Source organism: Colwellia sp. Arc7-D (assembly GCF_003061515.1).
Taxonomy (GTDB): domain Bacteria; phylum Pseudomonadota; class Gammaproteobacteria; order Enterobacterales; family Alteromonadaceae; genus Cognaticolwellia.
In genome coordinates, this window is record NZ_CP028924.1 from 4,081,511 (window position 1) to 4,105,518 (window position 24,008).

Here is a 24,008-nt window from a genome sequence, read left to right on the forward strand (position 1 = left end):
ATTGTTGAACATCAACTAAGTAACGCTATACAATCACGCTATACTTTTAGACGCCATATCCCTTGAGTTAATTTATTAATACAATGGATATGACTGCTGAAAAAATAATAAAAAATAGAGAATCAGTTTTATGCCGGCGACTCAAAAACCTAATCGTAAGCAACAAATTTTAGAATGCCTTGCTCATATGTTACAAACCAGTGCAGGACAGCGAATCACCACAGCTAAGCTTGCTGCTGAAGTCGGTGTTTCTGAAGCGGCGCTTTATCGTCACTTCCCTTCAAAAGCTCGTATGTTTGAAGGCTTAATAGAGTTTATTGAAGAATCAATTTTTTCTCGTGTCAATTTGATATTAACCGATCACAAAGAAGCGCTTATTCGCTGCCACCATATTTTGCATGTTCTGCTCATTTTTGCAGAACGTAATCCCGGCATGTGTCGAATTCTAGCGGGTGACGCTTTAATGGGTGAAAACGAGCGTTTACGTGCACGTGTTAATCAATTTTTTGAAAAGCTTGAATCTCAATTCAAGCAAGTACTACGTGAGCGCAAGTTAAGAGAGGGCAAAGGTTTCACTATTTCTGAACTGGCTTTAGCTAATATTTTAATGGCCTATGCTGAAGGTAAAATCAATCAATATGTTCGTTCTGACTTTACCAAAAAGCCCAGCAATGACTTTAATGAACAATGGCAATTTTTAATGGCTGATAAATAAAGTAGCAGTCTACGATAAAACATTAACAAGTTAAAAATAAGCTTAAAATCAAACAGTAAAGGAATTTCATTGAGCACGTTAGCAAGATTACAGCCGAACAAATTATGGCAAATATTTGATAAAATTTGTAGCATTCCACACCCTTCAAAACACGAACAAAAAATATCGCTTTGGATCCAGTCTTGGGCAACCGAACTTGGGCTTAGTGTTAAAGAAGATGCTGTAGGTAACTTAATTATTAAGAAGCCAGCTACTGCAGGGTTAGAAAATAAAAAAGGTGTTATTTTACAGGCTCACATGGACATGGTGCCGCAAAAAAATGCTGATAAAACACATGATTTTCTCACCGACCCTATCAAACCTTATATTATCACCGAAGCTGATGGCGACTGGGTTACGGCAGAAGGCACCACACTGGGTGCAGATAACGGTATTGGTCTTTCTTCTGCGCTAGCGGTGTTAGCTAGTGATGATATTGCGCATGGCCCATTAGAAGTTTTAGTGACCATTGATGAAGAAGCGGGTATGACGGGTGCTTTTGGCTTAGAATCTGGTTGGCTCGACGGTGAGCTACTGATCAATACTGACTCTGAGCAGGAAGGCGAAATTTACATGGGTTGTGCTGGCGGCATTGACGCAGAAGCCACATTTGCTATCAGCTATGAAGATGTTGCAGATGATGTTGAATCATTTAACCTGTCGATTTCAGGTTTAAAAGGTGGCCATTCTGGTGTTGATATTCATACCGGTCGTGCCAATGCTAATAAACTTCTTGTGCGTTTTTTACTCGACGCTAGCCTTGAATTAGGGCTGCGTTTAACAGAGCTTAATGGTGGGAGTTTACGCAACGCGATTCCACGTGAAGCCGATGCCAGCTTTGTCATTAGTCGCTCAAAAATTACCGCGCTAAACACAAAATTAGCTGAGTATTTAGCAACAATTAATCAGTCACTCGGTGCTGTCGAAACGTCTATAGAGATGTTATTAATATCGCCTGAAACGTTTGACGAATGTTGGACTCAAGCCACTCAAAACAATATTTTACGTGCTCTTAATGCATGCCCTAATGGTGTTTTACGCATGAGCGATGACATCGAAGGTATTGTTGAAACATCATTAAACTTAGGTGTTATGCGCAGTAAAGGTAATAAGTTTGTTGCCATGTCGCTGATACGCAGCTTACATGATGATGGCCGCTTAGAAGCGCAAACCATGGTGCAATCTGTATTTGATTTAGCAGGCGCTAACATGGGTTTTTCAGGTGCATACCCTGGCTGGAAACCCGATACTAGCTCAGCGTTAATGCAAACAGTGCGTGATACTTATCAGTCGTTGTTTAATAAAGTGCCTGAGATAATGGTGATTCATGCAGGCCTTGAGTGTGGTTTATTCAAAACAGCTTATCCGAATTGGGATATGGTGTCATTTGGACCTACTATTAAATTTCCGCATTCTCCTGATGAAAAAGTGAACATTGCAGCCGTAGAGCAATACTGGCAATTATTGTTAGCTGTATTGGCTAATATTCCAGACAAAAAATAATGCCCAATATTGACAATTTTATGTAGCGGTTTATGCATCCCGCTTCTTTCTACTAAAATAGACTATGATTAATACCAGTTTGAATACTTTATTTCTAACTGGTATTATTTTTACTAGGCTAAAGTCTAATAAAAAAATGACTTGAGTTAGTTTAGAATTGGCTCGGGGAACTTTTAAGGAAACAATGACATGATTCAGCCAGAAAAAATTATAATAGCTGACGATCACCCATTATTTAGGCAAGCGCTGCTAGGCACGCTTAAGTTAAAGCTAACACAAACTCATTGGTTTGAAGCACAGACAATTGCCGAATTGGAGCTGCAACTAAGCAAACATAATGACAGTGATTTGTTACTACTAGATTTACATATCCCCGGCGCACATGGTTTTAACACCTTAATCCACGTGCGTAATCATTTCCCACAAATACCCGTTGTTATAGTTTCTGCACACGAAGATCACGAAACCATACATAAATCTATGGGTTATGGTGCTTCAGGTTTCATTCCTAAGTCCACGCCGGTTGATGATATATACAATGCGATTCAGCAAGTATTATTAGGTAATATTTGGACGCCTGCAGCGTATAATGAATCATCACCAATGCAAGACAATAACGATATTGCTGAGCGCGTTGCGAGCTTAACTCAGCAACAATATCGAATTTTAATGATGTTTGCTCAAGGTATGTTGAATAAGCAAATTGCTTATGATTTACATGTTTCTGAAGCAACGATTAAAGCTCATGCGACGGCCATTTTTCGTAAACTCGATGTTCGTAATCGTACACAAGCCGTTATCGCCATTGCTCAACTCGATATTGCCGACGTACAACTACAGGGCTGTTAAGTATTCACCTCAACAGTCATATTAATATTCAAATAGTAAAAACTGAATTAGCTGTGTAACTGTTGTTATTGTAAATACTTAGCTTGTAGTTTCTTGGTTAACATAGCACTCATCATTGCCCTAAGCGCTGCAGGTTTAATTAATTTTCGCATGAAGCCAATATCTGCAGCTAACGTTTTCTCTTCTAAATCACTATCTGTTGTAGCGGTAATTAAAATCGCAGGCACGTAGTGTCTGCTCATTTTTCTCAGCTTGGCAGTCAACGCAATGCCGTTAAAGTTTCCGTCAAGTTGATAATCTACCAGTAGTATTTCAATATCATTCTTATGAGTCTCATAAACTGAAAGCGCTTGCTGGTATGACTCAGCCGCTAATACATTACAATCCCAAGCGGTTAATAACTCAACCATACCATTAAGAACATCTGGGTCGTTATCAATACACATGACCGTAACATCTCTTAATCCGATATTAATCACAGGCTTTACGGTTAACACTTCTTTTTGTGCTAGCGTTCTTTCAACTTCCACAGAAAACTTACAACCCTGCCCTTCTTTAGAGTTCAGAGCTAAAGGATGACTTAACAATTGCGCTAAACTTTGGGTGATATTCAAGCCTAAACCAAGCCCTCCAGCAGATGAGCTTTGCTGGTTATCTAACTGGGTAAATTGTTCAAAAACTAGGGTTTGTTTATCAACAGGAATACCAGGACCGTTATCGAGTACTTGAATATCAATGCTATCGCCTTTCCCGCGAGCTCCTAATAAAACCTTTCCGGGGCCTGCATAACGGAAGGCATTCCCAATCAAATTTTGTAATATTCGGCGCAATAGGTTCCTATCTGATCTGAGCCACATAGCATTGCTACAATGCACACGAAATTCTATTTCTAGATCAACAGCGCTAGCAGAAAATTCTTTGGCTAAATCATCAAATAATGATTTAACCGAAAAACTACTGATATTCGGCTTAATATTTCCACTCTCAATACGGGCAATTTCAGCTAAATCGGCAACCAAATCATTCGCAACTTTTAACGAGTGATCAATATTATCGACTTGTCGTTGCTGCGTAACCGTTAAATTACCTTGGCTGGCTAAAGCGGATGTAAACAATCGTGCTGCTTCTAAAGGCTGCATTAAATCATGGCTGCAGGCTTTTAAATACAAGCTTTTTTTAACATGAGCTTGTTCGGCTTTTTCGCGGGCTAACGCTAGTGCATCATTGGTTTGCTCTAATTTTTGTGTTCGCTCGAGTACCCGAGTTTCCAAATCAACATTGGCTTCTTTGAGCCCTCTTTCAGCTTGTCGGTAAGTCGTGATATCTGAAAACAGCATAACAAACCCGCCACCAGGCAAAGGATTACCTTCAATACGAATAACGCGACCATCACTATGCTCACGTTCAGAACTATGCGGGCTGCCATTACGTAAATGTTCTAAGCGTTTATTGACTTGTTCTTCAACTTTTCCAATACCACATAAACCACGCACCACGTTAAAGCGAATTAAGTCACTAATCGCGCTGCCTTGATAAATAAGCTCGCTCGGGTAGGAAAATAAATCAACGTATTTTTTATTCCAAGCAACAAGATTGAGATCGCTATCAACAATAGAGATGCCTTCACTGGCATTTTCAATGGCACTTTGTAATAAATCTTGACTATATTGCTGGCGTTGGCTTGAAGCTTCTTCCACTAGCACGGCTATTTCATCTAAGGCAATATCACGCCCTTCTAATGCCGAAGACAATACTAAACGCGCTGACGACGCCCCCATAACACTCGCCAAAGTATTTTCAGTGTGTTGCAACAACTTCTGGTTATAAGCAACATTACTCATTTGTGCTTTGTCTATTGAGCGTTGGAATTGTTTAAAGCTAATGATGGTTTTTTTCTCACCAACAAATCGTGAAACCAAGAGCTCCAACTCTTGATAGTTAATTTGTTTATTACGTTGTAATTTTAACGCTTTTGGTGCTTGGTACTCCATAAATAAAGAGGCTTGCATACGCTCTTGTACGCTTTGGCGACTCACATGAGATAGTAACCACATAGCAATAATATTGGCAGAAAGTGATAACAAGCTCGCCATTGAATTAGCGGGTAAAAATCCCCCTTCAAACGGGTGTGGATAAATGCCAAATTGGGGAATAAAATTCAGTATAAGCCAAGCAGAAAAGCCAATAACAATACCACCATAAACGGCCGTTAATGTTGCTCGGCGCCAATAAAAAGCCGCCACTAATGCCGGTGTTAATTGGGCAAATGCGCCAAATGCTATTTCACCTAAAGAACTTAAGGTATCTGGCGATGCCATTAAAAATACGCCATAACCTAATAAAATAACAAATAAGACTAAAATTTTACGAATGGTTAATAACCGTAAACGGAATTTGTCATAATCCGTATCATGATTTTTATTTGCCCGATATAACCAAGGAAAAACGATTTCATTACTGAGCATGGTGCTCAACGCAATAGAAGAAATAATCACCATAGAGCTGGCAGCCGATATCGCGCCCAAAAAAGTAAATAAGGTCAACCAAGGCTGCTGTTGATACCAAGGTAAAAATAATACATAAGCATCAGACGGCACCGTATCTCCTAGCAATAAATGTCCAGCTAAACCAAGCGGTACAGCAAAAATCGCAAAAATTAATAAATAAAGAGGAAAAATGCGTCGACTAAGCCAAGTATCTTTTTCATCTTTTAGTTCAACCACCATCACTTGAAATTGGCGAGGTAAAGATAAAAATGCCGCCATAGTGATCACGAGCATGGCAAACATTGACATAACATTTGGAAAATTCAACTGTTGATCCAACTGCAGGCTTGCAGATGAACGACGCCAAATCTCCATTGGCGAGTCAAATAATACATAGGTAACAAAAATACCAACGGCGATAAAGGCGAACAACTTAACTAAAGATTCAAAAGCTATCGCTAACATCACCCGGGGTGTCGCTCAGTTACATCGATATTTCGAACACCAAATACGATGGTAAAACCTGCTAAAACCAAACTTACCACAAGGCCAAAGTGCCAGTTCGCTAAGCTTTGCTCTGCCTGTAACTGTTGAAACGTGTAGACAATTGCTTTTAATTGCAGCGCGATGTAAGGCATAGTGCCAATTAGCGCCACAATGGTGACTAAAATAGCTAAATTATGCGACTTACCAAAACGTGCAGCTAATAAATCAGCAATTGAGGTGAGGTTTAACTTTAAACTCACACGAATAATGCGTTGTATAAATGGCCATGCAAAAATGAAGAGCAGTATCGGCCCTAAATATATCGGCAAATGTGAAATAAAGTTATTTGAAGCCTGTCCTGGTGTGCCTAAAAAACTCCAAGACGTACAATAAACGCCAAGGGTTAATGCATAAATTATCGCTTGGCTTTTACGCAGTAATTTATGTCGATACTTATCTCCAACATAGGCAATAAAAAACAGCAAACCTATATAAGCAAAACTTAAGCCCGCTAATTGCCAATTTGGAAACATCTAATTTCTCTATAACTTATATTAAGTGTTTGATTATATGATTATATGAATTTATTCACATATGTCATTAAACTTAAACTCATAACGTAAACTGTAATGCTAATTTACCGTTTGAGTGTAAAATTCGGCAATATATTGCCCGCCTTTAATATTAGCAATAACCCTTAATTTTTGCTTATCGCCCTTGCGGCTAATGGTATTACGTAATGGCGTTGGACTCATCCAATAATAAGGGCTGTCAATCATGCCTAGTGGATAAGCACTCGCTTTATTGTCTTTATCTACTACAAAGAATGTTGCGCTATCAAGCGGAAAAGTAGAATTTAAGGTTGTCATGCCTGCTTCATCATATATATTGACTTCAAATTCACCTGATTTCAAAATACATTTTTGATTGATAACATCACAATGACCATAGGGAACCAATTTAAATGCGCGCATTTGATTAGCGCTATTTTCTTCCCATAAGTCAGCTAATGCAAAACCTAAAATAGTAAGGATAGGGGCTACTATAATAGCTGTTTTAGTGTGTTTATTCATAAAGTATCCTGCAATTTATATTGTACCAATCCGCATAAGAATTTTTGAACTTACTAGTTTTTCCTGCGCAATCATTGAGTACTTATTTTTGTGGAATGGCTTAACTTCGTCATTCTGCTGAGGCAATCTGTATTTAATCATTATATCTTAATGACAAAATAAAAAGCCCTATTTATAGAAATTAAATAGGGCTTTTAGCTTATTAATCAATAAGTAGTTAAAACTATTTAGTGATCATGTGCTGCCGATACGCCACCAGCAGGCGTACGCATATTATCAACCATTTGTTGGATATGAGCTGGTGCTGGACCTGTTACTTTCAACATAGCGAAAGCTACTGCAAAGTTAACAAGAGCACCTACTGAACCAAAGGCATTTGGTGAAATTCCGAAGAACCAGTTAGGACCCATGTCACCTAGGAATGAAGTACCAGGAATAAACATGATGCCTTTATGCTGGAATACATACAGCATAGTTACACCGATACCTGCGATCATACCTGAAACTGCTGCAGTACCGCTCATTTTCTTAGCGAATATACCCATCATTAGCGCTGGGAATATTGACGATGCAGCTAAACCAAAGGCTAGTGCAACCGTACCAGCGGCAAAACCAGGCGGATTTAAACCAAGCCAACCAGCCACCATCACCGATATAGTCATGACAATTCGACCGGCTAATAACTCATTTTTCTCAGTTAAGTCAGGCGTTAATATACCTTTCATTAAATCATGAGAAATTGAGGATGATATCGCTAATAATAAACCGGCTGCAGTAGATAATGCAGCAGCTAAACCACCAGCAGCAACTAAAGCAATTACCCAGTTTGGTAAATTAGCGATTGCAGGGTTAGCCAATACCATGATGTCACGGTCAACTTTAATCATTTCATTAGTTGCAGGATCAGCAGTGTATTGAATTTTACCATCGCCATTTTTTTCTTCGTATTGCAATAGCCCCGTATTTTCCCAATCTTTAAACCATTGAGGACGCTCAGCGTATTCAAGGTTTTGACCAGCTGCTGGTTCAATAGTGTTCATTAAGTTAAGACGAGCCATAGCACCAACTGCTGGAGCAACTGTGTATAACAATGCAATGAATACTAAAGCGTAACCTGCTGATTGACGTGCTGCTTTAACTGAAGGAACAGTGAAGAAGCGCATAATAACGTGAGGTAAACCTGCAGTACCAATCATCAGAGACAAGGTGTAAGCGAACATGTTTACTGAACCACCCATGTTGTCAGTGGTGTACTCTTTAAAGCCTAACTCAGTAACAACTAAGTCTAATTTATCAAGTAAGTAAACACCACTACCGTCGGCTAACGTAGAACCTAAACCTAGTTGTGGAATTGGGTTACCTGTTAACTGTAATGAAATAAATACCGCTGGAATGGTGTAAGCAAAAATCAATACTACGTACTGAGCGATTTGCGTGTAAGTAATACCTTTCATACCACCTAATACAGCATAAACCCAAACAACGAACATACCGATGTAAAGACCTAAATCATAATCAACTTCTAAGAAGCGAGAGAAAGCAACACCTACACCTTTCATTTGACCGATGATGTAAGTTAATGACGCGATGATTAAACAAACTACCGCAACAACACGTGCTGTTTTTGAATAATAACGGTCAAAAATAAATTCAGGTACGGTGAATTTACCGTGCTTACGCATGTAAGGTGCAAGTAGCATGGCTAATAATACATAACCACCGGTCCAACCCATTAGGAATACAGAGCCCCCGTAACCTAAGAATGAGATCATACCCGCCATGGAAATAAATGACGCAGCACTCATCCAATCGGCACCAATCGCCATACCATTTTGCATTGGCGTTACACCACCACCAGCAACATAAAAGTCACTAGTTGAGCCCGCACGAGCCCACCAAGCTATACCGAAATAAACGGCAAAAGAACCGAATACAGCTATGTATGTATAGAGTTTTAACTCTTCCATTATGATTCCTCCACGTTATATTTTTTATCAAGGTCGTTCATTTTTTTGGTATACCAAAAAACTAAACCGACAAATGTGTAAATTGAACCCTGTTGTGCAAACCAGAAACCTAGTTTGTACCCACCTAGACGTATTGCATTTAATGGCTCGACAAGAAGCAAACCAAAACCAAATGAAACCACGAACCAGATAGCAAGACATATAAATATTAGGCGCAGATTCTCTGACCAATATGTTGCTTTACCTTCCATCATTCTCTCCTAGCAATTATTCCTATTAAACCTAAATAGTTTAAAAGGACAGCGTTTTATGATTTTTATACGCTATATACCAAATTGATTATCTTTCAATTGGTATCACCTGTTGTTTAAGAGAGGTTGACTATTAATTCGACCCGCTGGTAAAACCAACATTGGATAAATGAATACTTAACCTACTCTAAGTTACACACTAGCAATATTATTTCGGCGCTCATATTAAACTTTAGTCTAGAACATAGTTGAAACTGTTGACTTAAGTCGCATAATTCCCCTAAATGTAGTGAGTGTACTCACTAGAGATATTGTTATGGACTCAGCATTAAGCGAAATCAGCGAATTTATTCAAGCGATTCCTCCTATGGACTTATTGCCGAGTGACATCATTGAGCAAATAGTAAAAGAGATCAGTATTAGTTATGTTCGTCGTGGTCAAACACTGCCACCACAAGGCATTGTAGAAGAAAACATTTACATACTGCGAAAAGGTGCCTTAAGTTACTTCAGTGCAGATAACAAACTATTGGCTAAATTTAGTGAAGGGGATATTTGTTCGGTTTTTTGCTTTAGTCACAATGGCCCTAATACCCAACATGTCATCTCAGATGAGGATACTTTACTCTACAGCATTAATTATCATAACTTTCTACAGTTAGTTAATGAGTATCCTGACGTAACCGCCTATTTTCAGCAAACATCAGAGCAGCGACTTAATAAAAAAATGTTGCAAGTAAATGAAGACGCTATATTAAACTCGTCTTTACTTAATAGCTCGATTGCCAATTTTTATCACAGTCCTGTAGTTATAATTAACCCTGACGCCAGCATTCAGCAAGCCGCTATATTGATGACCGAACAAAATTTTTCTTGCCTAGTCATCAGTCATAATGATCAACCATTAGGAATAGTGACCGATAAAGACATTCGTCGTCGATGTGTGGCACAAGGACTTAGTATTGAGCAACCCGTCAGTGCAATTATGACTGATGACATGACCACTATAGATATTAATAGCACCGCTTACGATGCATTAATGAAAATGACACAAAAGCATATTCATCACTTACCCGTGACCGAAAGTAATCAGCTTAAAGGCATGGTGACCGTAACTGACTTAATGAATAATGAAGGGCAGAATGCCGTTAACATTACCAGCGTTATTCATAAAGCAACATCGGTTGGCGAGCTCACCGAAATCAGTAGCATGATCCCTAAACTACAAATTCGCATGGCAAAATTAGGCACTACCGCTGATCATGTTGGTAAAAGTATCAGCGCCATTACCATGGCATTTACCATTCGCTTAATAGAAATGGCCGAAAAATTATTAGGTCCACCTCCTGTACCTTACGCTTGGTTAGCTGCAGGCTCACAAGCACGACAAGAACAATTTGCCCATTCAGATCAAGACAATGCCTTGATCATTTCTAACGATTTAAAACCAGAACATAATCTTTGGTTTAAAGATCTTGCTACTTTTGTGTCTGATGGCTTAGCCGCTTGTGGTTTTATTTATTGCCCTGGCAATGTCATGGCAACAAATCCACAATGGTGCCAAACGCAAAAACAATGGTCACAATATTTTGCTCAATGGATTAATACACCAGAGCCAAAAGCATTAATGCATTGCAGCACTTTTTTCGACTTAACCACCGTTTATGGTGACAGCCGATTACTGGAGCAAGTAAAAACAAAAATGTTACAAACAACAAAACGTAGCACTTTATTTATCGCACATTTATCACGTAATGCCCTCAACTTAAGGCCACCTTTAGGTTTTTTTCGAGATTTTGTGCTCATACAAAATGGCGAAAATAAAGCTACGCTAGATTTAAAGCATAACGGTATTGCTCCAATTGTTGATCTCGCGCGTATTTATGCGTTATCTGAAGGCATTGCAACGGTTAATACCATAGAGCGCTTAAAGCAGGCCGCTGGAACGCCTTCATTATCGAAATCATCTGCAGCAAATCTCATCGATGCTTATGAATTTTTAAGTATGCTACGTATGATGCACCAAGCGAAAAAATTGCAATTAGGCCAACAACCCAATAATTACTTATCACCAAAAGATATTTCGAAACTCGAAAGGGAACACTTAAAAGATGCCTTTAAAGTGATAAAAACCTTGCAAGACAGCCGTCAATCCACTTATTAGCGATAACCATTTATCATGTTGAATCATCACCCACTAACGCGTTGGCTAATCGGCTACGAAGCACAACGAAAACGTATGCTAGCGCGTGCACCCAAAGGACCATTGCATGAGTTTCTCAGTGTCCCTTTCCCTCTACTGCATACTCCCTTTGATCAAACCCCCATATTAGCGGTCGATTTTGAAACAACAGGGTTAGACGCGATACAAGATAAACTGCTCAGTGTGGGTTGTGTGGAGTTAAATCATAGACAAATTAAACTTGGCACGAGTTATCATCAAATTATTCAAACTCAAGGCAGTTTAAAAGCAGATAATGTCACCATACATCAAATAACTGATGACCAAAAAGATCAAGGCCAACCGCTTGCAGAGGTAGTAGAACAATTACTGAAACGACTCGCAGGCAAAGTTATGCTCGTTCACTTTGCTCGTATTGAGCGTCAGTTTTTACAACAAGCTTGCATAGAGCTTTATGGTATGGCGCCGCCATTTCCGATGATAGACACGTTAGTGGTGGCGAAAAAAAGGCTAGATAAGCGTGATGTCGCTTACGATCCATCGCAATTGAGACTTTCAGCTTTACGCGCCAGCTACCAACTGCCTAATCACTATGCTCATAATGCGCTAAACGATGCTATTGCCACAGCTGAATTACTGTTGGCACAAATTAGCGAACGAAATGAAGATATGTCACTACAGCAATTAATTTTATAACCATATCAATATATTTATTTTAGCCAAATGCAGAAAATAAGTTAATCTGTTGCCAAAATGTGAGATAATTGCGCTCGTAATCACACATTAATGGTCCATTATGAAACTTTTAGTTCGCAATCTTTCTCGTTCAACAACCGAACAAGAACTCCGTATTTTATTTTCTGCTCACGGCACTGTGACTGAATGCACTTTAGTTTTAGACCAAGAAACGGCTAAATCAAAAGGTTTTGGTTTTGTTGAAATGCCAAATGAAAAAGAAGCTAAAGTCGCTTTATCAAACCTGCATGAAACCAAAATTGCCAACAACAAAATTCGCGTTAAACTCGCGCAATAGTTTATCGCTTTGATAAAAATTAAAACCAGCATTAGGCTGGTTTTTTTGTTTTAATTAAATAAACAGTGTTAACAACGTATGTTATTTCAATAATTAGCGTTATTTGAATTTATAAACCATCCTCCCTAAAACCCTTGTCTCAAAGGAGTAATAAACTTCATTGATGACCAAAAAAACTTCCAGTTCATTCTCATTAAAATTCAATTTTTTCTAATATCGAAAACGGGTTAAATCGCGTTATTACAAACTGTGAAAGCTAATTTTATTGTCAGTAATGTTACCTTTGTTTCATAAGTGTAATGTTTTGTAAAAAACAACTAATTCAATATATAAATAAAAACTTTTCACTTAGAATGATCGTTCACTCTACAGTATATATTTAACATTAAAGGTATTTAACATGCAGCGTTCTCGCATCGCATTATTTGTAATTTCGACCCTCATTAGTATTGTTGCTTTATCGGGTTGTGAACAAGTAACTGTTCAAGCGGCTGATAAGTCAGGAGCTACTGGACCTCAAGCGGTTACCGTTGGTGTTATTACATTACAAAGCCAAGCGCTAACGCTCAAAAAAGAATTACCTGGGCGTATTAATGCTTTTCAAATTGCTGAAATTCGTCCTCAAGTTAGTGGCATTGTTCAATCGCGTTTATTTATTGAAGGTAAGCGAGTCGAGCAAGGGCAATCACTTTATCAAATTAATCCCGCTACTTTTAAAGCCGAGTTAGCCGCTAGCGAAGCGGCAGTAGCCAGTGCTAAAGCAAGTATTGCTAGCAGTAAATCCAAAGCTACTCGTTATAGTGAACTGCTAAAAATTAAAGCGGTAAGTCAATTAGACTTTGATGAAGCAGATGCAGCATACAAACAAGCGACAGCCGCATTACTTACGGCTGAAGCGCAACTTCAAACAGCACAGATCAATCTTGATTATAGCCACGTTTCATCTCCTATCAGCGGCCAAATCAGTAAATCAAATGTCACTGTAGGTGCCTTAGTGAGTGTCAATCAAACGACAGCACTGGCAACGGTTACCCAGCTCGACCCTATTTATGTTGATTTAACACAATCGAGTAATGAGCTCACAAAACTTAAAAAAGCATTAGCTTCTGGTGCGTTAACAGTTGATCCTACAAACCAAACCGATGTTGAGTTAACCATGGAAGATGGTTCTATTTACCCTCATAAAGGTGTATTGCAATTCTCTGAAGTTACCGTTGACCCAAGCACAGGTTCAGTAACATTACGCGCCCAATTCCCTAATCCAGAAAAACTATTATTGCCCGGTATGTATGCTCGCGCTTCCATCATTGAAGGGGTTAAAAGTGACGCCATTTTAGTGCCACATCGAGGTGTTAGTCGTAATACAAAAGGCGAGCCAACAGCTATGATCGTGAATAAAGATAACAAAGTGGAAAGCCGTGTTTTACAAGTTGATAGAGCCGTGGGTTCAAACTGGTTGGTTACTCATGGCGTAGCAGCTGGCGATAAATTAATTATTGAAGGCTTACAAAAAATTCGTCCGGGTGCTTTAGTTACTCCAACCCAAGTAAAACCGTCTGAACCCTCTTCTATCAACAAAGCGCAATAACGGAGCATTCAATGTCACGATTTTTTATCGATCGACCTATATTCGCTTGGGTACTTGCTATTGTAGTTATGCTCGCGGGAATTTTAGCGATTAAAAATTTACCTATTGCGCAGTATCCATCAATTGCACCACCTGCCATTAGTATTTCAGCTAATTACCCAGGAGCGTCTGCACAAACACTGGAAGACTCTGTTACCCAAGTTATTGAACAAAAAATGAAAGGCCTTGATGGTTTGCTTTATATGTCGTCAACGTCTGAATCAAGTGGTTCAGCAACCCTTACGTTGACCTTTAGTGCGGATACCAACCCTGATATTGCACAAGTTCAAGTACAAAATAAATTAGCAACGGCAACACCATTACTACCAGAAGAAGTACAACGCCAAGGTGTTGTAGTGGCGAAATCTGCTCGTAACTTTTTATTGGTTGTTGGTTTTGTATCGCAAGACGGCAGCATGAACAATATTGATATTGGTGATTATGTGTCATCAAATGTACAAGATATTGTCTCTCGTGTTGATGGTGTCGGTGAAGTGCAACTGTTTGGCTCACAATATGCGATGCGTATTTGGTTAGACCCGGCTAAATTACAAAATTTTAAATTAACGCCTGCTGACATTAGTGCCGCAATAAGAGCACAAAATGCACAAGTTTCTGCCGGACAGCTAGGCGGAATGCCAGCCATTGCAGGGCAACAACTCAATGCCACTGTTACCGCACAAAGTCGTTTGCAAACCCCTGAACAATTTAAAAATATTTTTGTCAAAACAAATAGCGATGGCTCTGTTGTTCGTTTAGAAGATGTGGCAAAAGTTGAGCTTGGCGGCGAAAACTACGGTGTTGTTGCACGTTTTAATGGCAACCCTGCATCGGGTTTAGGTGTTAAATTGGCCAGTGGTGCCAATGCACTTGATACCGCGCAAGGCGTAAAAGATGCGCTCGCAGAACTGCAACCGTTTTTCCCACAAGGCTTAGTATCTGTCGTCCCGTACGACACCACTCCGTTTGTATCTTTATCGATCGAAAAAGTAGTTCATACTCTAATTGAAGCGGTTGTTTTAGTGTTTGTAGTTATGTATCTATTTCTACAAAACTTTCGTGCGACACTCATCCCTACTATTGCAGTGCCTGTGGTATTACTTGGTACCGTTGGTATTTTATACGTTTTTGGTTACTCAATTAATACGCTAACTATGTTTGCGATGGTGTTAGCTATAGGCTTACTGGTTGATGACGCTATTGTTGTCGTTGAAAATGTTGAACGACTCATGAGTGAAGAAAAGCTATCAGCGCTTGAAGCTACACGAAAATCAATGGATGAAATTAAGGGCGCTTTGGTCGGTATTGCTATGGTGCTGTCAGCCGTATTTATTCCGATGGCATTTTTTAGTGGCTCTACCGGGGTTATTTATCGACAATTCTCTATTACGCTAGTCTCTGCGATGGGGCTGTCGGTATTAGTTGCCCTGATATTAACACCCGCACTTTGTGCTACTTTATTAAAACCAAGCCATGTTCATGATAACAGTACTTTAATCGGTAAGTTTTTTTCTGGTTTTAACCGCGGGTTTGAAAAAACCAATAAAGGTGCGCAAAGCTTTGTAAGTAGAATGATCCGCCACTCTAAACGCTACTTACTTATTTATGCCGTTATCGTTGGCGGCATGGTGTATGTTTTCTCAAGCTTACCTACGGCATTTCTGCCTGATGAAGATCAAGGTATTTTATTTAACCAAGTTATGTTGCCGGCTGGCTCTACCACCCAAGAAACTTTAGAAGTGGTTAAAAAAGTCGAAAATCATTACTTGAACGACCAATCAGAAGCCGTTAAAGGTATATTCACCGTAACAGGCTTTAGTTTTGCGGGCTCAGGGCAAAACTCAGCTATTGGCTTTGTTAGCTTAAGACATTGGGATGAACGACAACGTGATGATCTATCCGTTGGAGCTGTAGCCGGTAAAGGTATGCAGTTTTTCTCAACTATTAAAGAAGCCTTTGTCTTTGCTTTTCCACCGCCAGCTATCGTTGAGTTAGGTACTGCGAACGGTTTTAATATGTTTTTACAGGACCGTGTGGGTCTTGGCCACGATGCGTTATTAAGTGCACGAAATCAATTGTTAGGTTTAGCAAGTCAAAGTAAAGTTTTAGCGGGTGTACGTCCGAACGGACAAGAAGACATGCCAGAGCTACAATTAGATATTGACCTAGCAAAAGCAGAAGCCTTTGGCGTATCACAAAGTGATATTAACAGTACCCTTTCAACCGCTTGGGGCAGTAGTTATGTCAATGACTTTATTGACCGTGGTCGTGTTAAAAAAGTCTATCTACAAGGTATTGCTGAGTCTCGTATGGTGCCTGAAGATCTCAACAAATGGTATGTACGAAACAATAATGGCGACATGGTACCCTTCTCTGCATTTGCCAGCTCATTTTGGTCATATGGCTCTCCACGCTTAGAACGATACAATGGCTTTTCTTCAATGGAAATTCAAGGCAGTGCAGCGCCCGGTTACAGTACCGGACAAGCAATGGACGAAATGGAGAGATTAGTTGATCAATTACCACAAGGCTTTGCTTCTGAGTGGACAGGAATTTCATTCCAAGAACGCTCTAGCGGCGGACAAGCACCACTTTTATACGGCCTTTCATTATTGTTTGTATTTTTGTGTTTAGCAGCGTTATATGAAAGTTGGTCGGTGCCTTTTGCCGTTATGTTGATTGTACCTTTAGGTATATTTGGTGCAATTATGGCAGCTTTTGGTGGTGGATTATCAAACGACATCTACTTGCAAGTAGGTTTGTTGACCACCATAGGGCTCGCGTCTAAAAATGCGATATTAATTGTTGAATTTGCCATTCATAAAATGGATGAAGGGCTCGGCCTTGTTGAGTCGGCAATTGCCGCTGTTCGTCTTCGCTTACGTCCTATTTTGATGACTTCGATGGCCTTTATTTGTGGTGTTTTACCCTTAGCTATTGCCTCGAGTGCTGGCTCGGGTGCACAAAATGCGCTCGGTATTTCAATTATTGGCGGTACGCTTGCATCATCAATATTAGTGGTTATTTTTGTACCTGTTTTTTTCGTGTTAGTGCGACGAGTTTTTCCTGGAAAAACTAAAGCAGCTAAATAAACGTGATGAACACAATATTTAAAAAGTCAGCTTAAATAGCACTAAAAGGCATATTTTATCGAGCCAACAGGCTCGATAATGGAAATTTATATGAAAATCAAAAAACACTCAGATCCGGCCCTCGCTCATGCGCGAAGGGAGCAAGTATTGAGCGCTGCGGCTGATTGTTTTCGTCGTAAAGGTTATCACGGTGCTGGCATGGCAGAAATATCTCGAACTGCGGGTATGAGTGCTGGTCATATTTATAATTACTTCGACAGTAAAGAAGCCATCATTGAAAGTATTATCGAAAAAGATATGGCAGAAATGTTCTCTATCTTTCAACAGTTTGAGGATCATCCTAGCGACGTACTTACTGCGCTTATTGATGGTTTAAATATGGGTGTAAAGCGTCACATGGATACCGGCTCATGTGTGGTCAGATTAGATATGATGGCCGAAGCAAGCAGAAACAGTAAAGTAGAAATGCTCTTACGAGACGCAGATACACAGGCAAGAGAGCGTATGAGAAAGCTACTGATCAGCGAAAAAAGCGCATTAAAAAATCATTCAGAGCAAGAACTTGAAAGCAGAATTAATGTAATTTTCTCAATGATGACAGGGTTATTACTGAGAAAAGTATTATACCCAGAGCTTACTGAAGAAAATGTATTAATAGCACTTCGCCCAGCGATGAAAACTTTACTTATGCCATTTGAACATCAAGGTTCATCAGACTTGTAATCTAGTAAAACGTTTACAAACCGATAACGCCTAAAGTCCATTTTAACGAATGCAAACTAACTTGATACAGGTGACTGTTTAGCATTTGTTAAGTAATTTCTTGCTAAAAATACAAAGTCATCAATTGAGCCGTTGAGATTACTGGCGGAAATAAATAAATGCGCGCCAAGGGCTTGATGCAATATGTCACAATGATGTAGAAAGCCTGCCAAAGGACCTTTTATGACTTCACCACTAGTTAACATATACGGTTCAAAATTTAAAACCCCTTGCTCAATGGTTATTAATTGCTGGTGAATGCAATATTGAATAAGTGGCTTTTGTTCGTGGATCATGCGATTAGCTAACCGTAACGATATGCTGCTTGCAATAACGTCTAATGACATCAGTTTGATACCGACATAATTCAGTTCTTGCCGCTCGATACCCACGGTATTGGTTACACTATGTATACTTCTAATTTGCTGCCAGCAAAGTTGCCAAAGCCCATGGCGATGATGAAAGGTTAGTGTTTCAGGTGCCAATATTAAGCTGTGGTTTGGTTCAGCTTGTTTTAGTAACCCAATAAAAATAGTCACTAAACAAGTGAGCACCATAAACATCAGCACAAAGCGGGCTTGGTGCCAATAATAATGACCAAATCCCACTAAAATAATTAACGCAACAACCCCCGATAAGGTAATAAATAATCCATGATGACGGGCTATAGCTTTAATTTTTATTGTGGTATTACTATTTGTCATTTTGGTTTCACGATAGTTAATTCGACAGGTATTTAAAACTATATTAATAACTGAATTTAATATTTGTGCATATTTTTTTGTTTAGTATATACTCTGCGCGTTTTCGATACGAAGCAATAAATTTATCGTTAATAGTATTCAATAAACAACAAAAAAGGTAAAAAAATGACAAAGCATAAAGTAGATAAGCACCAAAAAAATCAAGGTGGTTGTGAGTTAGGTAGAGGGGTAATTAAAGATAACTTCTTAGCTGCAGTGGTAACATCTAAGCTGTTTAAGCAACAAGTTATTATCGCCAAAAAAGGTAAAGGAGCTTATCAAAGAACTCAAAAGCATAAAGGACAAGAGTCCTATTTAATAGCGGTTTAATCCATAGGGATGTAATCGTTATTAAATAGGGCTTTAGGCTTTATTTATTAGCAAGCTAACGTGTGAATTTTTCGCAGTGCTTGATTGGCTTTGTCTAGTTGACCTTGTTGCTCAAGTACTTGTGAAAAAATCAGTAAATCAATTTTGTCGTATGACTTTTCTTCAAGGCTAACCAAGCTATTAAAGGCTTTTTCTGCTAATTGCCATTGCTGAGAAGCGGCAGCAAAATGTGCAACTAATGATAACCATAGTGCATTACTAGGCTCACTATGTAGGTGCTTTTGCGCCGCAGCCATAAGGTTATTGTCGTGCGTAATTGGCAATGTTCTTATCGCCTTTAACAGACTTACCGCATTACCTTTTTTGATAATAGGTAATAATATTTTGGCTAAAGGTTCATTAATTTGATTTTCGGCCAACACTTGGCAATAGGTAATAACCACGGTTTCAGATTGCCTGGTTTTCTTCGGCAGTTGCTGCCAATATTCTATCAATGCAGTACTATCATGTTGCTTTATCTGGTCATTAAAAGCCCCGTAAAAAGCTTGCTGTTGCCATAACGTGATAGTGTCTGAGCTGATAGATTTTTGTTTTTGAGCCGTATTAAGCTGCTTGATCACATAATCAAATCGCTTCTCAACGATACTTAACTCTATTTCTAACTTAAGTAACCTGGCGTCATGTCCAATATGCTTGTGATGCTCATCAATAACTGTACGAGCTAGTGGATAATTTTTCTGCCCCATAAGTAATTTAACTTTTATCAAAACCGCTTCTAATCCAGCATCTTTAAAAGTATTAGCCGTTTTGTCGAGCAGGCCTAAATAATGGTCTGTGTTTGGTTTCAACGCTTGTTTTTGTGCTGCATCAGCCGCAACAAGATAAGCAATAAGCTCAAACGTTGAACCTTCCGCAGACTTAGCTAATAAATGCTCGGCTTGTTTATAATCACCTAATACATAAGCGGATATACCTTTGTTAAAGTCTTTTAGTGCTTTTCGGCGACTGGCAAATGCAATTTTGTTCCAAGCTTTAAAGCTAAAGTTAACTCCACCACGAAAAAATTTAAAGGTAAGTGCCAAGGCGAAAAAGCACAATGCTAGCGTTATAATCGCAGTAATGACTGTAGTTTCAATCGCTGAATCGCCAATAGAAATTAGAATATAGCCTTTTTCACCAATTAAAATAGGTGTTACAACAACAACCGTAAGAAATAAAATCAACAATAATAAAAGCCGTTTCATTATAAGTCCTCACTTTGCTCAGCGCTTGGTGGCTGATCTTCAGATACTGTCGGTATTTCAACGTTACTACTGCTCTCTAAAGTACGTAATGCTGAAGACTCTTTATCTGACAATACTTGTCGAATAGCTTGCAGTGAGGCAAGTTTATTTGGATAGTCGACATTAATAGTCGCTGTTTTTAACGTGTTAATTGTATCAAGGAAATGTTGGTTTTCAATTTTTGTTAAATCAAAATATTCATTAATCCAGCGTTCAGTGGCGCTGAGCGATTGCAGGTAAATTTTGCTATTTGATTTACTTGCAGCCCAAATAGCTGTTTGTACTTTAAGGCTTAAATTTTCACGCAAATTTTGCTGAAATTGAGGTGACATTAGCGGTTCAATATTGCCTGTTCTGCGCGTTACTGTGAAAAATTCATTGGTAAATTTATGCCATGTTTTCGCTAAATTTTCACGCCAATCTGTAGCATTATCGGTTAGTTCAAGCGAGCTTTCAGTTTGATACATCTCTGGTATTTCAAATAGTGCCATTGGTAATTGTTTAATTTGTTGATCAAGTACCATCAGCTTTAAAATAACCTCGTCGGTTGCTAGCGTTGGCAGCAATTTTAATTGGGCAATATCTTGCTGAATAGTTTGGCGAAGCGATAAAAATTGCGGATCGTTTAACTCTTGAATACGCAACTCAGCATCTTGGAGTAAACTCACGGCAGTACGAGGTGTTTTTTCTAACCATAAACTTCTTGATGCGACTCTAATCAGATATTCTGCTTCTTGTAGCAGCCAATCGCTCGGTTGTTGTTGTCCCAAGCTAGCAAGCTTCTGTTGTACTTGAGCAATAGCATTTTGGTTACTACTTTCGATACGGCTTATTTGTTCAACTTTACTAACTAATGCACTAATTTCGTTAGCACTGTTGCGTTTATTTTGGGAAAATTGCTGAATAATTTTCTGGTTAACACTTTGTGCATTGGTTGTAAGCTGTTGTGCTATTTTTTGTTGATTTTCAATGAGCTTTCGTTCTACAAGATCACTAAGTTGCTGACTGTATTGAGCCTTTTGTTGTTCATTCCAATAAAAGTGTCCCGCGCTGGCCAAAATAGCGAGCAGTGCAATGATTAATGCGAATACAGCAACTTTAGAAATTTTATTTTTCTTAGATTTTACAACCGTACTTTTATCAGTGGGTGTTTTAGTACCCGCAGATACCGGTTTGCTTGATGTAGTGGAGGCAGAATTTTTCAAAGGAGTAGCGCTCTTTTCATTATTTTTGTTCGAAGATGGTTCAGTCTGACTTTTACTTTGTGCAGTCGTTTCTTTATTTAACGATTTTTCGTTAGTATCGACAGTATCAGGTTTTTCTGATGACACGTCATTCGGTGTACTGATTTTAATAGAAGCAGATAAACCTGCTTGCTTCTCAACATTACTGCTAGCAGCTGAAGTTTTATCACCAGATTTCGATTGCTTGGGTTGTTTTTTATCGCTCATGAACTGATCCTATCTTACATGTTGGTAATGCGCACACTGAATTTTTTTGACTTAAATACGGTTTATCTCACTTGTTGTAGCTAAGTTAACTCCACAATCGAGGGCACTTATAATGGCTGTAGTATTGGCGCCATTAGCATTTATTACTCGCACAATGCCCATTTTTTTTGCGTTATCAGCAATTCTTTGGCTAGCGACTATCCATAAACATTGCTCTTGCCAATAACGATCTTCATCGTTAATTAAGTTTACTATGAATTCTAGCAAAGCGTTACTAGTGATTAAGATACAATTTATCTCTTGCTGATGCCATGTTTTGATGAATTTTTGTGGGTAATTTCGCCAAACACGTCGATAACTTTCTAAATAATGAACAGCCGCACCACGAAGACGCAAAGCATCAGCGATAAGTTCTCGGCCACCGTCACCACGTACAATAATCACACTTTTATCTTTTACACTAAGCAGCGGTAATAGTGCGAGTACACCATCACTATCGTGTTTATCAGGCACCATAGCTTTTATACCTAACCTTGTTAATGCCTGCTGGGTTGCACTACCCACAGCAATTACAGCCTGTGCAGACCATGAAGGTATTGGCATTAATTTATGCGCAAACTCAACAGCAGCTACGCTAATAAAAATAATGATAGGGCGTATTAGCTGCTTTTGCAGTATATGTAATTGTTCAAGACTTGCCGCATTTTGATAGTCAAAAAATGGCTGACAGTAACTACGGTAGCCTTGTTTTTCAAGGCAAGTTTGTAGTTCGCGCCCTGCTTTTTCGGGGCGCGTTATTAATACATTGAGCTTATGATTGTTCATACACGTGACGAAGAATTTTATCAGCACCTTTCGCCAAAAGGTTTTGGGCTAACTGGTAACCTAATTGTTCTGCGTCGTTAATGCTGCCGCGAACTTCGCTGGTTAATATTTCGCTGCCATCAATAGCGCCCACTAAGCCGCGTAAATATATTTCTTGGCCTTCAAGCACAGCATAACTACCAATAGGCACCTGACAACCGCCTTCAAGCGCGCGGTTCATTGCTCGTTCTGCAATAACGCGAATACGGGTTTCTTCACAGGCAAGTGGTGCCAATAATGTTTTTATTGTTGTATCTTCATTTCGACACTCAATACCAACAGCCCCTTGACCATTAGCTGGTAACATAACTTCTGGGCAATATATTCTCGAATGCGCTCTGGCATTTCTAATCGTATTAACCCAGCGGCGGCTAAAATAATAGCGTCGTACTCACCATTATCGAGTTTTTTAAGGCGTGTATTAACGTTACCACGCAGGTCGCGAATATCTAGATCTGGACGCATCGCTTTAATTTGACATTGACGACGTAAGCTTGAAGTACCGACAATCGCACCTTGCGGTAAATCGGCTAGGCTATTGATAGAATTAGACACAAACGCATCACGCGGATCTTCACGTGGACAGATAATTTCTAGCCCTAAACCTTCAGGAAACTCGACCGGCACATCTTTCATTGAATGTACGGCAATATCCGCTCGATTTTCTAACATCGCGACTTCAAGTTCTTTAACAAACAGGCCTTTACCACCCACTTTTGCTAGTGGTGTATCGAGAATAATGTCTCCTTTGGTCGTCATTGGCACTAATTCCACATTGATACCTGGATGAAAGTGCTCAAGTTGCGCCTTAACATATTCTGCTTGCCACAACGCTAACGCGCTTTTTCGGGTTGCAATACGTACAGTTTGTGGGGTCATTTCAATTACCTTAATTAATATTTATTACGCAGTTAGCACGATGGCTTCTTCTGCTTGTTTACTGACCGCGTTAGATAAAAATTGCCATAGCTCTCCGCCACCGCGCTTATCAAACCATTGGTCATTTTCGAAATGAAAATGATGGCCATTAAATTTTGTTGCGACCCAAATTTCATGTAAGGGTGCTTGTTTGTTAATGATAATTTTACTGGCATTTTTAAAGGTCAGGGTTAACATTCCGCCAACACCCTCATAATCGATATCGCAACCGCAATCTTCAATGGCTTCTTCTACCGCAAGTAAAATATTTTCAGCGGCTATATTGTATTGACTATCATTCATTAACTATTCCTTTCTACCTGCGCATTAAGATTGTTTACTCTTTGCTTGGTA

General features: G+C 39.2%; 20 protein-coding genes and 1 pseudogene. 10 read left to right on the forward strand and 11 right to left on the reverse strand.

The genetic code is table 11. The features are described from left to right. Positions 1 to 130 precede the first annotated feature (130 nt). From slmA to DBO93_RS17740, 3 genes are all read left to right on the forward strand, one after another. On the forward strand, positions 131 to 715 hold the full coding sequence (gene slmA, locus DBO93_RS17730) for a nucleoid occlusion factor SlmA (protein WP_108457513.1): 585 nt from the start codon (positions 131 to 133) through the stop codon (positions 713 to 715). Positions 716 to 784: 69 nt separating this feature from the next. Then, on the forward strand, positions 785 to 2,257 hold the full coding sequence (locus DBO93_RS17735) for an aminoacyl-histidine dipeptidase (protein WP_108457514.1): 1,473 nt from the start codon (positions 785 to 787) through the stop codon (positions 2,255 to 2,257). 189 nt (positions 2,258 to 2,446) lie between these two features. Further along, positions 2,447 to 3,106, forward strand: a complete 660-nt coding sequence (locus DBO93_RS17740) for a response regulator transcription factor (RefSeq protein WP_108457515.1) — start codon at positions 2,447 to 2,449, stop codon at positions 3,104 to 3,106. Positions 3,107 to 3,171: 65 nt separating this feature from the next. Here DBO93_RS17740 and DBO93_RS17745 read toward each other — a convergent pair whose 3' ends face one another. The 5 genes from DBO93_RS17745 to DBO93_RS17760 all read right to left on the reverse strand — a co-directional run bounded on the left by DBO93_RS17745 (position 3,172) and on the right by DBO93_RS17760 (position 9,369). Beyond that, positions 3,172 to 6,057 (reverse strand): PAS-domain containing protein, encoded by a 2,886-nt coding sequence (locus DBO93_RS17745; protein ID WP_343215954.1) that lies wholly within the window; start codon positions 6,055 to 6,057, stop codon positions 3,172 to 3,174. Continuing rightward, on the reverse strand, positions 6,057 to 6,611 hold the full coding sequence (locus DBO93_RS19220) for a hypothetical protein (protein WP_343215936.1): 555 nt from the start codon (positions 6,609 to 6,611) through the stop codon (positions 6,057 to 6,059). Before DBO93_RS19220 ends, DBO93_RS17745 begins: the two co-directional genes overlap by 1 nt. 99 nt (positions 6,612 to 6,710) lie before the next feature. Then, on the reverse strand, positions 6,711 to 7,151 hold the full coding sequence (locus tag DBO93_RS17750; protein ID WP_108457516.1) for a hypothetical protein: 441 nt from the start codon (positions 7,149 to 7,151) through the stop codon (positions 6,711 to 6,713). 227 nt (positions 7,152 to 7,378) lie between these two features. Beyond that, entirely contained in the window at positions 7,379 to 9,118 is a 1,740-nt protein-coding gene (locus DBO93_RS17755) for a sodium:solute symporter family protein (RefSeq protein ID WP_108457517.1), read from the reverse strand. After that, positions 9,118 to 9,369 carry a DUF4212 domain-containing protein gene (locus DBO93_RS17760; RefSeq protein WP_108457518.1) on the reverse strand — a complete coding sequence of 84 codons (252 nt, stop codon included), beginning with the start codon at positions 9,367 to 9,369 and terminating at the stop codon, positions 9,118 to 9,120. The genes DBO93_RS17755 and DBO93_RS17760 overlap by 1 nt, the downstream gene beginning before the upstream one ends. A 316-nt stretch (positions 9,370 to 9,685) precedes the next feature. Here DBO93_RS17760 and DBO93_RS17765 point away from each other — a divergent pair, with 316 nt between their 5' ends. From DBO93_RS17765 to DBO93_RS17790, 6 genes are all read left to right on the forward strand, one after another. Continuing rightward, positions 9,686 to 11,533 (forward strand): putative nucleotidyltransferase substrate binding domain-containing protein, encoded by a 1,848-nt coding sequence (locus DBO93_RS17765; protein WP_108457519.1) that lies wholly within the window; start codon positions 9,686 to 9,688, stop codon positions 11,531 to 11,533. Between the two features lie 15 nt (positions 11,534 to 11,548). Beyond that, on the forward strand, positions 11,549 to 12,247 hold the full coding sequence (locus DBO93_RS17770; RefSeq protein ID WP_108457520.1) for an exonuclease domain-containing protein: 699 nt from the start codon (positions 11,549 to 11,551) through the stop codon (positions 12,245 to 12,247). Between the two features lie 100 nt (positions 12,248 to 12,347). After that, positions 12,348 to 12,584, forward strand: a complete 237-nt coding sequence (locus DBO93_RS17775; RefSeq protein ID WP_108457521.1) for an RNA-binding protein — start codon at positions 12,348 to 12,350, stop codon at positions 12,582 to 12,584. A gap of 400 nt (positions 12,585 to 12,984) precedes the next feature. Continuing rightward, positions 12,985 to 14,172: an efflux RND transporter periplasmic adaptor subunit gene (locus tag DBO93_RS17780; RefSeq protein WP_108457522.1), complete on the forward strand. Its 1,188-nt coding sequence runs from the start codon at positions 12,985 to 12,987 to the stop codon at positions 14,170 to 14,172. Positions 14,173 to 14,183: 11 nt separating this feature from the next. Continuing rightward, positions 14,184 to 17,303 (forward strand): efflux RND transporter permease subunit, encoded by a 3,120-nt coding sequence (locus DBO93_RS17785; protein WP_108457523.1) that lies wholly within the window; start codon positions 14,184 to 14,186, stop codon positions 17,301 to 17,303. Between the two features lie 90 nt (positions 17,304 to 17,393). Next, positions 17,394 to 18,026, forward strand: coding sequence for a TetR/AcrR family transcriptional regulator (locus tag DBO93_RS17790; protein WP_108457524.1), 633 nt, complete (start codon positions 17,394 to 17,396; stop codon positions 18,024 to 18,026). A 56-nt stretch (positions 18,027 to 18,082) separates the two neighbouring features. Here the strand turns inward: DBO93_RS17790 and DBO93_RS17795 are convergent, their stop codons facing one another. After that, positions 18,083 to 18,769 carry a DUF2982 domain-containing protein gene (locus tag DBO93_RS17795; protein ID WP_108457525.1) on the reverse strand — a complete coding sequence of 229 codons (687 nt, stop codon included), beginning with the start codon at positions 18,767 to 18,769 and terminating at the stop codon, positions 18,083 to 18,085. A gap of 165 nt (positions 18,770 to 18,934) precedes the next feature. On the opposite strand from DBO93_RS17795, the gene arfA reads away from it, so the two are divergent. After that, complete coding sequence (arfA, locus tag DBO93_RS17800; RefSeq protein ID WP_108457526.1) at positions 18,935 to 19,138, forward strand: alternative ribosome rescue factor ArfA; 204 nt, start codon at positions 18,935 to 18,937, stop codon at positions 19,136 to 19,138. 47 nt (positions 19,139 to 19,185) lie between these two features. Here the strand turns inward: arfA and DBO93_RS17805 are convergent, their stop codons facing one another. The 5 genes and pseudogenes from DBO93_RS17805 to cyaY form a co-directional block, all read right to left on the reverse strand. After that, the gene (locus tag DBO93_RS17805) at positions 19,186 to 20,382 is read right to left on the reverse strand and encodes a heme biosynthesis HemY N-terminal domain-containing protein (protein WP_108457527.1); all 1,197 of its coding nucleotides are present in this window, start codon (positions 20,380 to 20,382) and stop codon (positions 19,186 to 19,188) included. Next, positions 20,382 to 21,872 (reverse strand): uroporphyrinogen-III C-methyltransferase, encoded by a 1,491-nt coding sequence (locus DBO93_RS17810; protein ID WP_108457528.1) that lies wholly within the window; start codon positions 21,870 to 21,872, stop codon positions 20,382 to 20,384. Before DBO93_RS17810 ends, DBO93_RS17805 begins: the two co-directional genes overlap by 1 nt. Before the next feature lie 51 nt (positions 21,873 to 21,923). Continuing rightward, entirely contained in the window at positions 21,924 to 22,697 is a 774-nt protein-coding gene (locus DBO93_RS17815) for a uroporphyrinogen-III synthase (protein ID WP_108457529.1), read from the reverse strand. Beyond that, positions 22,684 to 23,615, reverse strand: a pseudogene (hemC, locus tag DBO93_RS17820) (hydroxymethylbilane synthase). The gene DBO93_RS17815 and the pseudogene hemC overlap by 14 nt, the downstream one beginning before the upstream one ends. A gap of 24 nt (positions 23,616 to 23,639) precedes the next feature. After that, positions 23,640 to 23,957, reverse strand: coding sequence for an iron donor protein CyaY (gene cyaY / locus DBO93_RS17825; protein ID WP_108457530.1), 318 nt, complete (start codon positions 23,955 to 23,957; stop codon positions 23,640 to 23,642). Between the last annotated feature and the right edge of the window lie 51 nt (positions 23,958 to 24,008).

Excerpts from the sequence above, each read along its gene's own strand:
- DBO93_RS17765 (WP_108457519.1), top strand. The coding sequence starts at position 9,686 with ATGGACTCAGCATTAAGCGAAATCAGCGAATTTATTCAAGCGATTCCT.
- DBO93_RS17750 (WP_108457516.1), bottom strand. The coding sequence starts at position 7,151 with ATGAATAAACACACTAAAACAGCTATTATAGTAGCCCCTATCCTTACT.
- cyaY (WP_108457530.1), bottom strand. The coding sequence starts at position 23,957 with ATGAATGATAGTCAATACAATATAGCCGCTGAAAATATTTTACTTGCG.
- DBO93_RS17740 (WP_108457515.1), top strand. The coding sequence starts at position 2,447 with ATGATTCAGCCAGAAAAAATTATAATAGCTGACGATCACCCATTATTT.
- DBO93_RS17755 (WP_108457517.1), bottom strand. The coding sequence starts at position 9,118 with ATGGAAGAGTTAAAACTCTATACATACATAGCTGTATTCGGTTCTTTT.
- DBO93_RS17760 (WP_108457518.1), bottom strand. The coding sequence starts at position 9,369 with ATGGAAGGTAAAGCAACATATTGGTCAGAGAATCTGCGCCTAATATTT.
- DBO93_RS17785 (WP_108457523.1), top strand. The coding sequence starts at position 14,184 with ATGTCACGATTTTTTATCGATCGACCTATATTCGCTTGGGTACTTGCT.
- DBO93_RS17790 (WP_108457524.1), top strand. The coding sequence starts at position 17,394 with ATGAAAATCAAAAAACACTCAGATCCGGCCCTCGCTCATGCGCGAAGG.
- DBO93_RS17815 (WP_108457529.1), bottom strand. The coding sequence starts at position 22,697 with ATGAACAATCATAAGCTCAATGTATTAATAACGCGCCCCGAAAAAGCA.
- DBO93_RS17805 (WP_108457527.1), bottom strand. The coding sequence starts at position 20,382 with ATGAAACGGCTTTTATTATTGTTGATTTTATTTCTTACGGTTGTTGTT.
- DBO93_RS17775 (WP_108457521.1), top strand. The coding sequence starts at position 12,348 with ATGAAACTTTTAGTTCGCAATCTTTCTCGTTCAACAACCGAACAAGAA.
- DBO93_RS19220 (WP_343215936.1), bottom strand. The coding sequence starts at position 6,611 with ATGTTTCCAAATTGGCAATTAGCGGGCTTAAGTTTTGCTTATATAGGT.
- DBO93_RS17780 (WP_108457522.1), top strand. The coding sequence starts at position 12,985 with ATGCAGCGTTCTCGCATCGCATTATTTGTAATTTCGACCCTCATTAGT.
- DBO93_RS17810 (WP_108457528.1), bottom strand. The coding sequence starts at position 21,872 with ATGAGCGATAAAAAACAACCCAAGCAATCGAAATCTGGTGATAAAACT.
- arfA (WP_108457526.1), top strand. The coding sequence starts at position 18,935 with ATGACAAAGCATAAAGTAGATAAGCACCAAAAAAATCAAGGTGGTTGT.
- DBO93_RS17770 (WP_108457520.1), top strand. The coding sequence starts at position 11,549 with ATGTTGAATCATCACCCACTAACGCGTTGGCTAATCGGCTACGAAGCA.
- DBO93_RS17745 (WP_343215954.1), bottom strand. The coding sequence starts at position 6,057 with ATGTTAGCGATAGCTTTTGAATCTTTAGTTAAGTTGTTCGCCTTTATC.
- DBO93_RS17795 (WP_108457525.1), bottom strand. The coding sequence starts at position 18,769 with ATGACAAATAGTAATACCACAATAAAAATTAAAGCTATAGCCCGTCAT.
- slmA (WP_108457513.1), top strand. The coding sequence starts at position 131 with ATGCCGGCGACTCAAAAACCTAATCGTAAGCAACAAATTTTAGAATGC.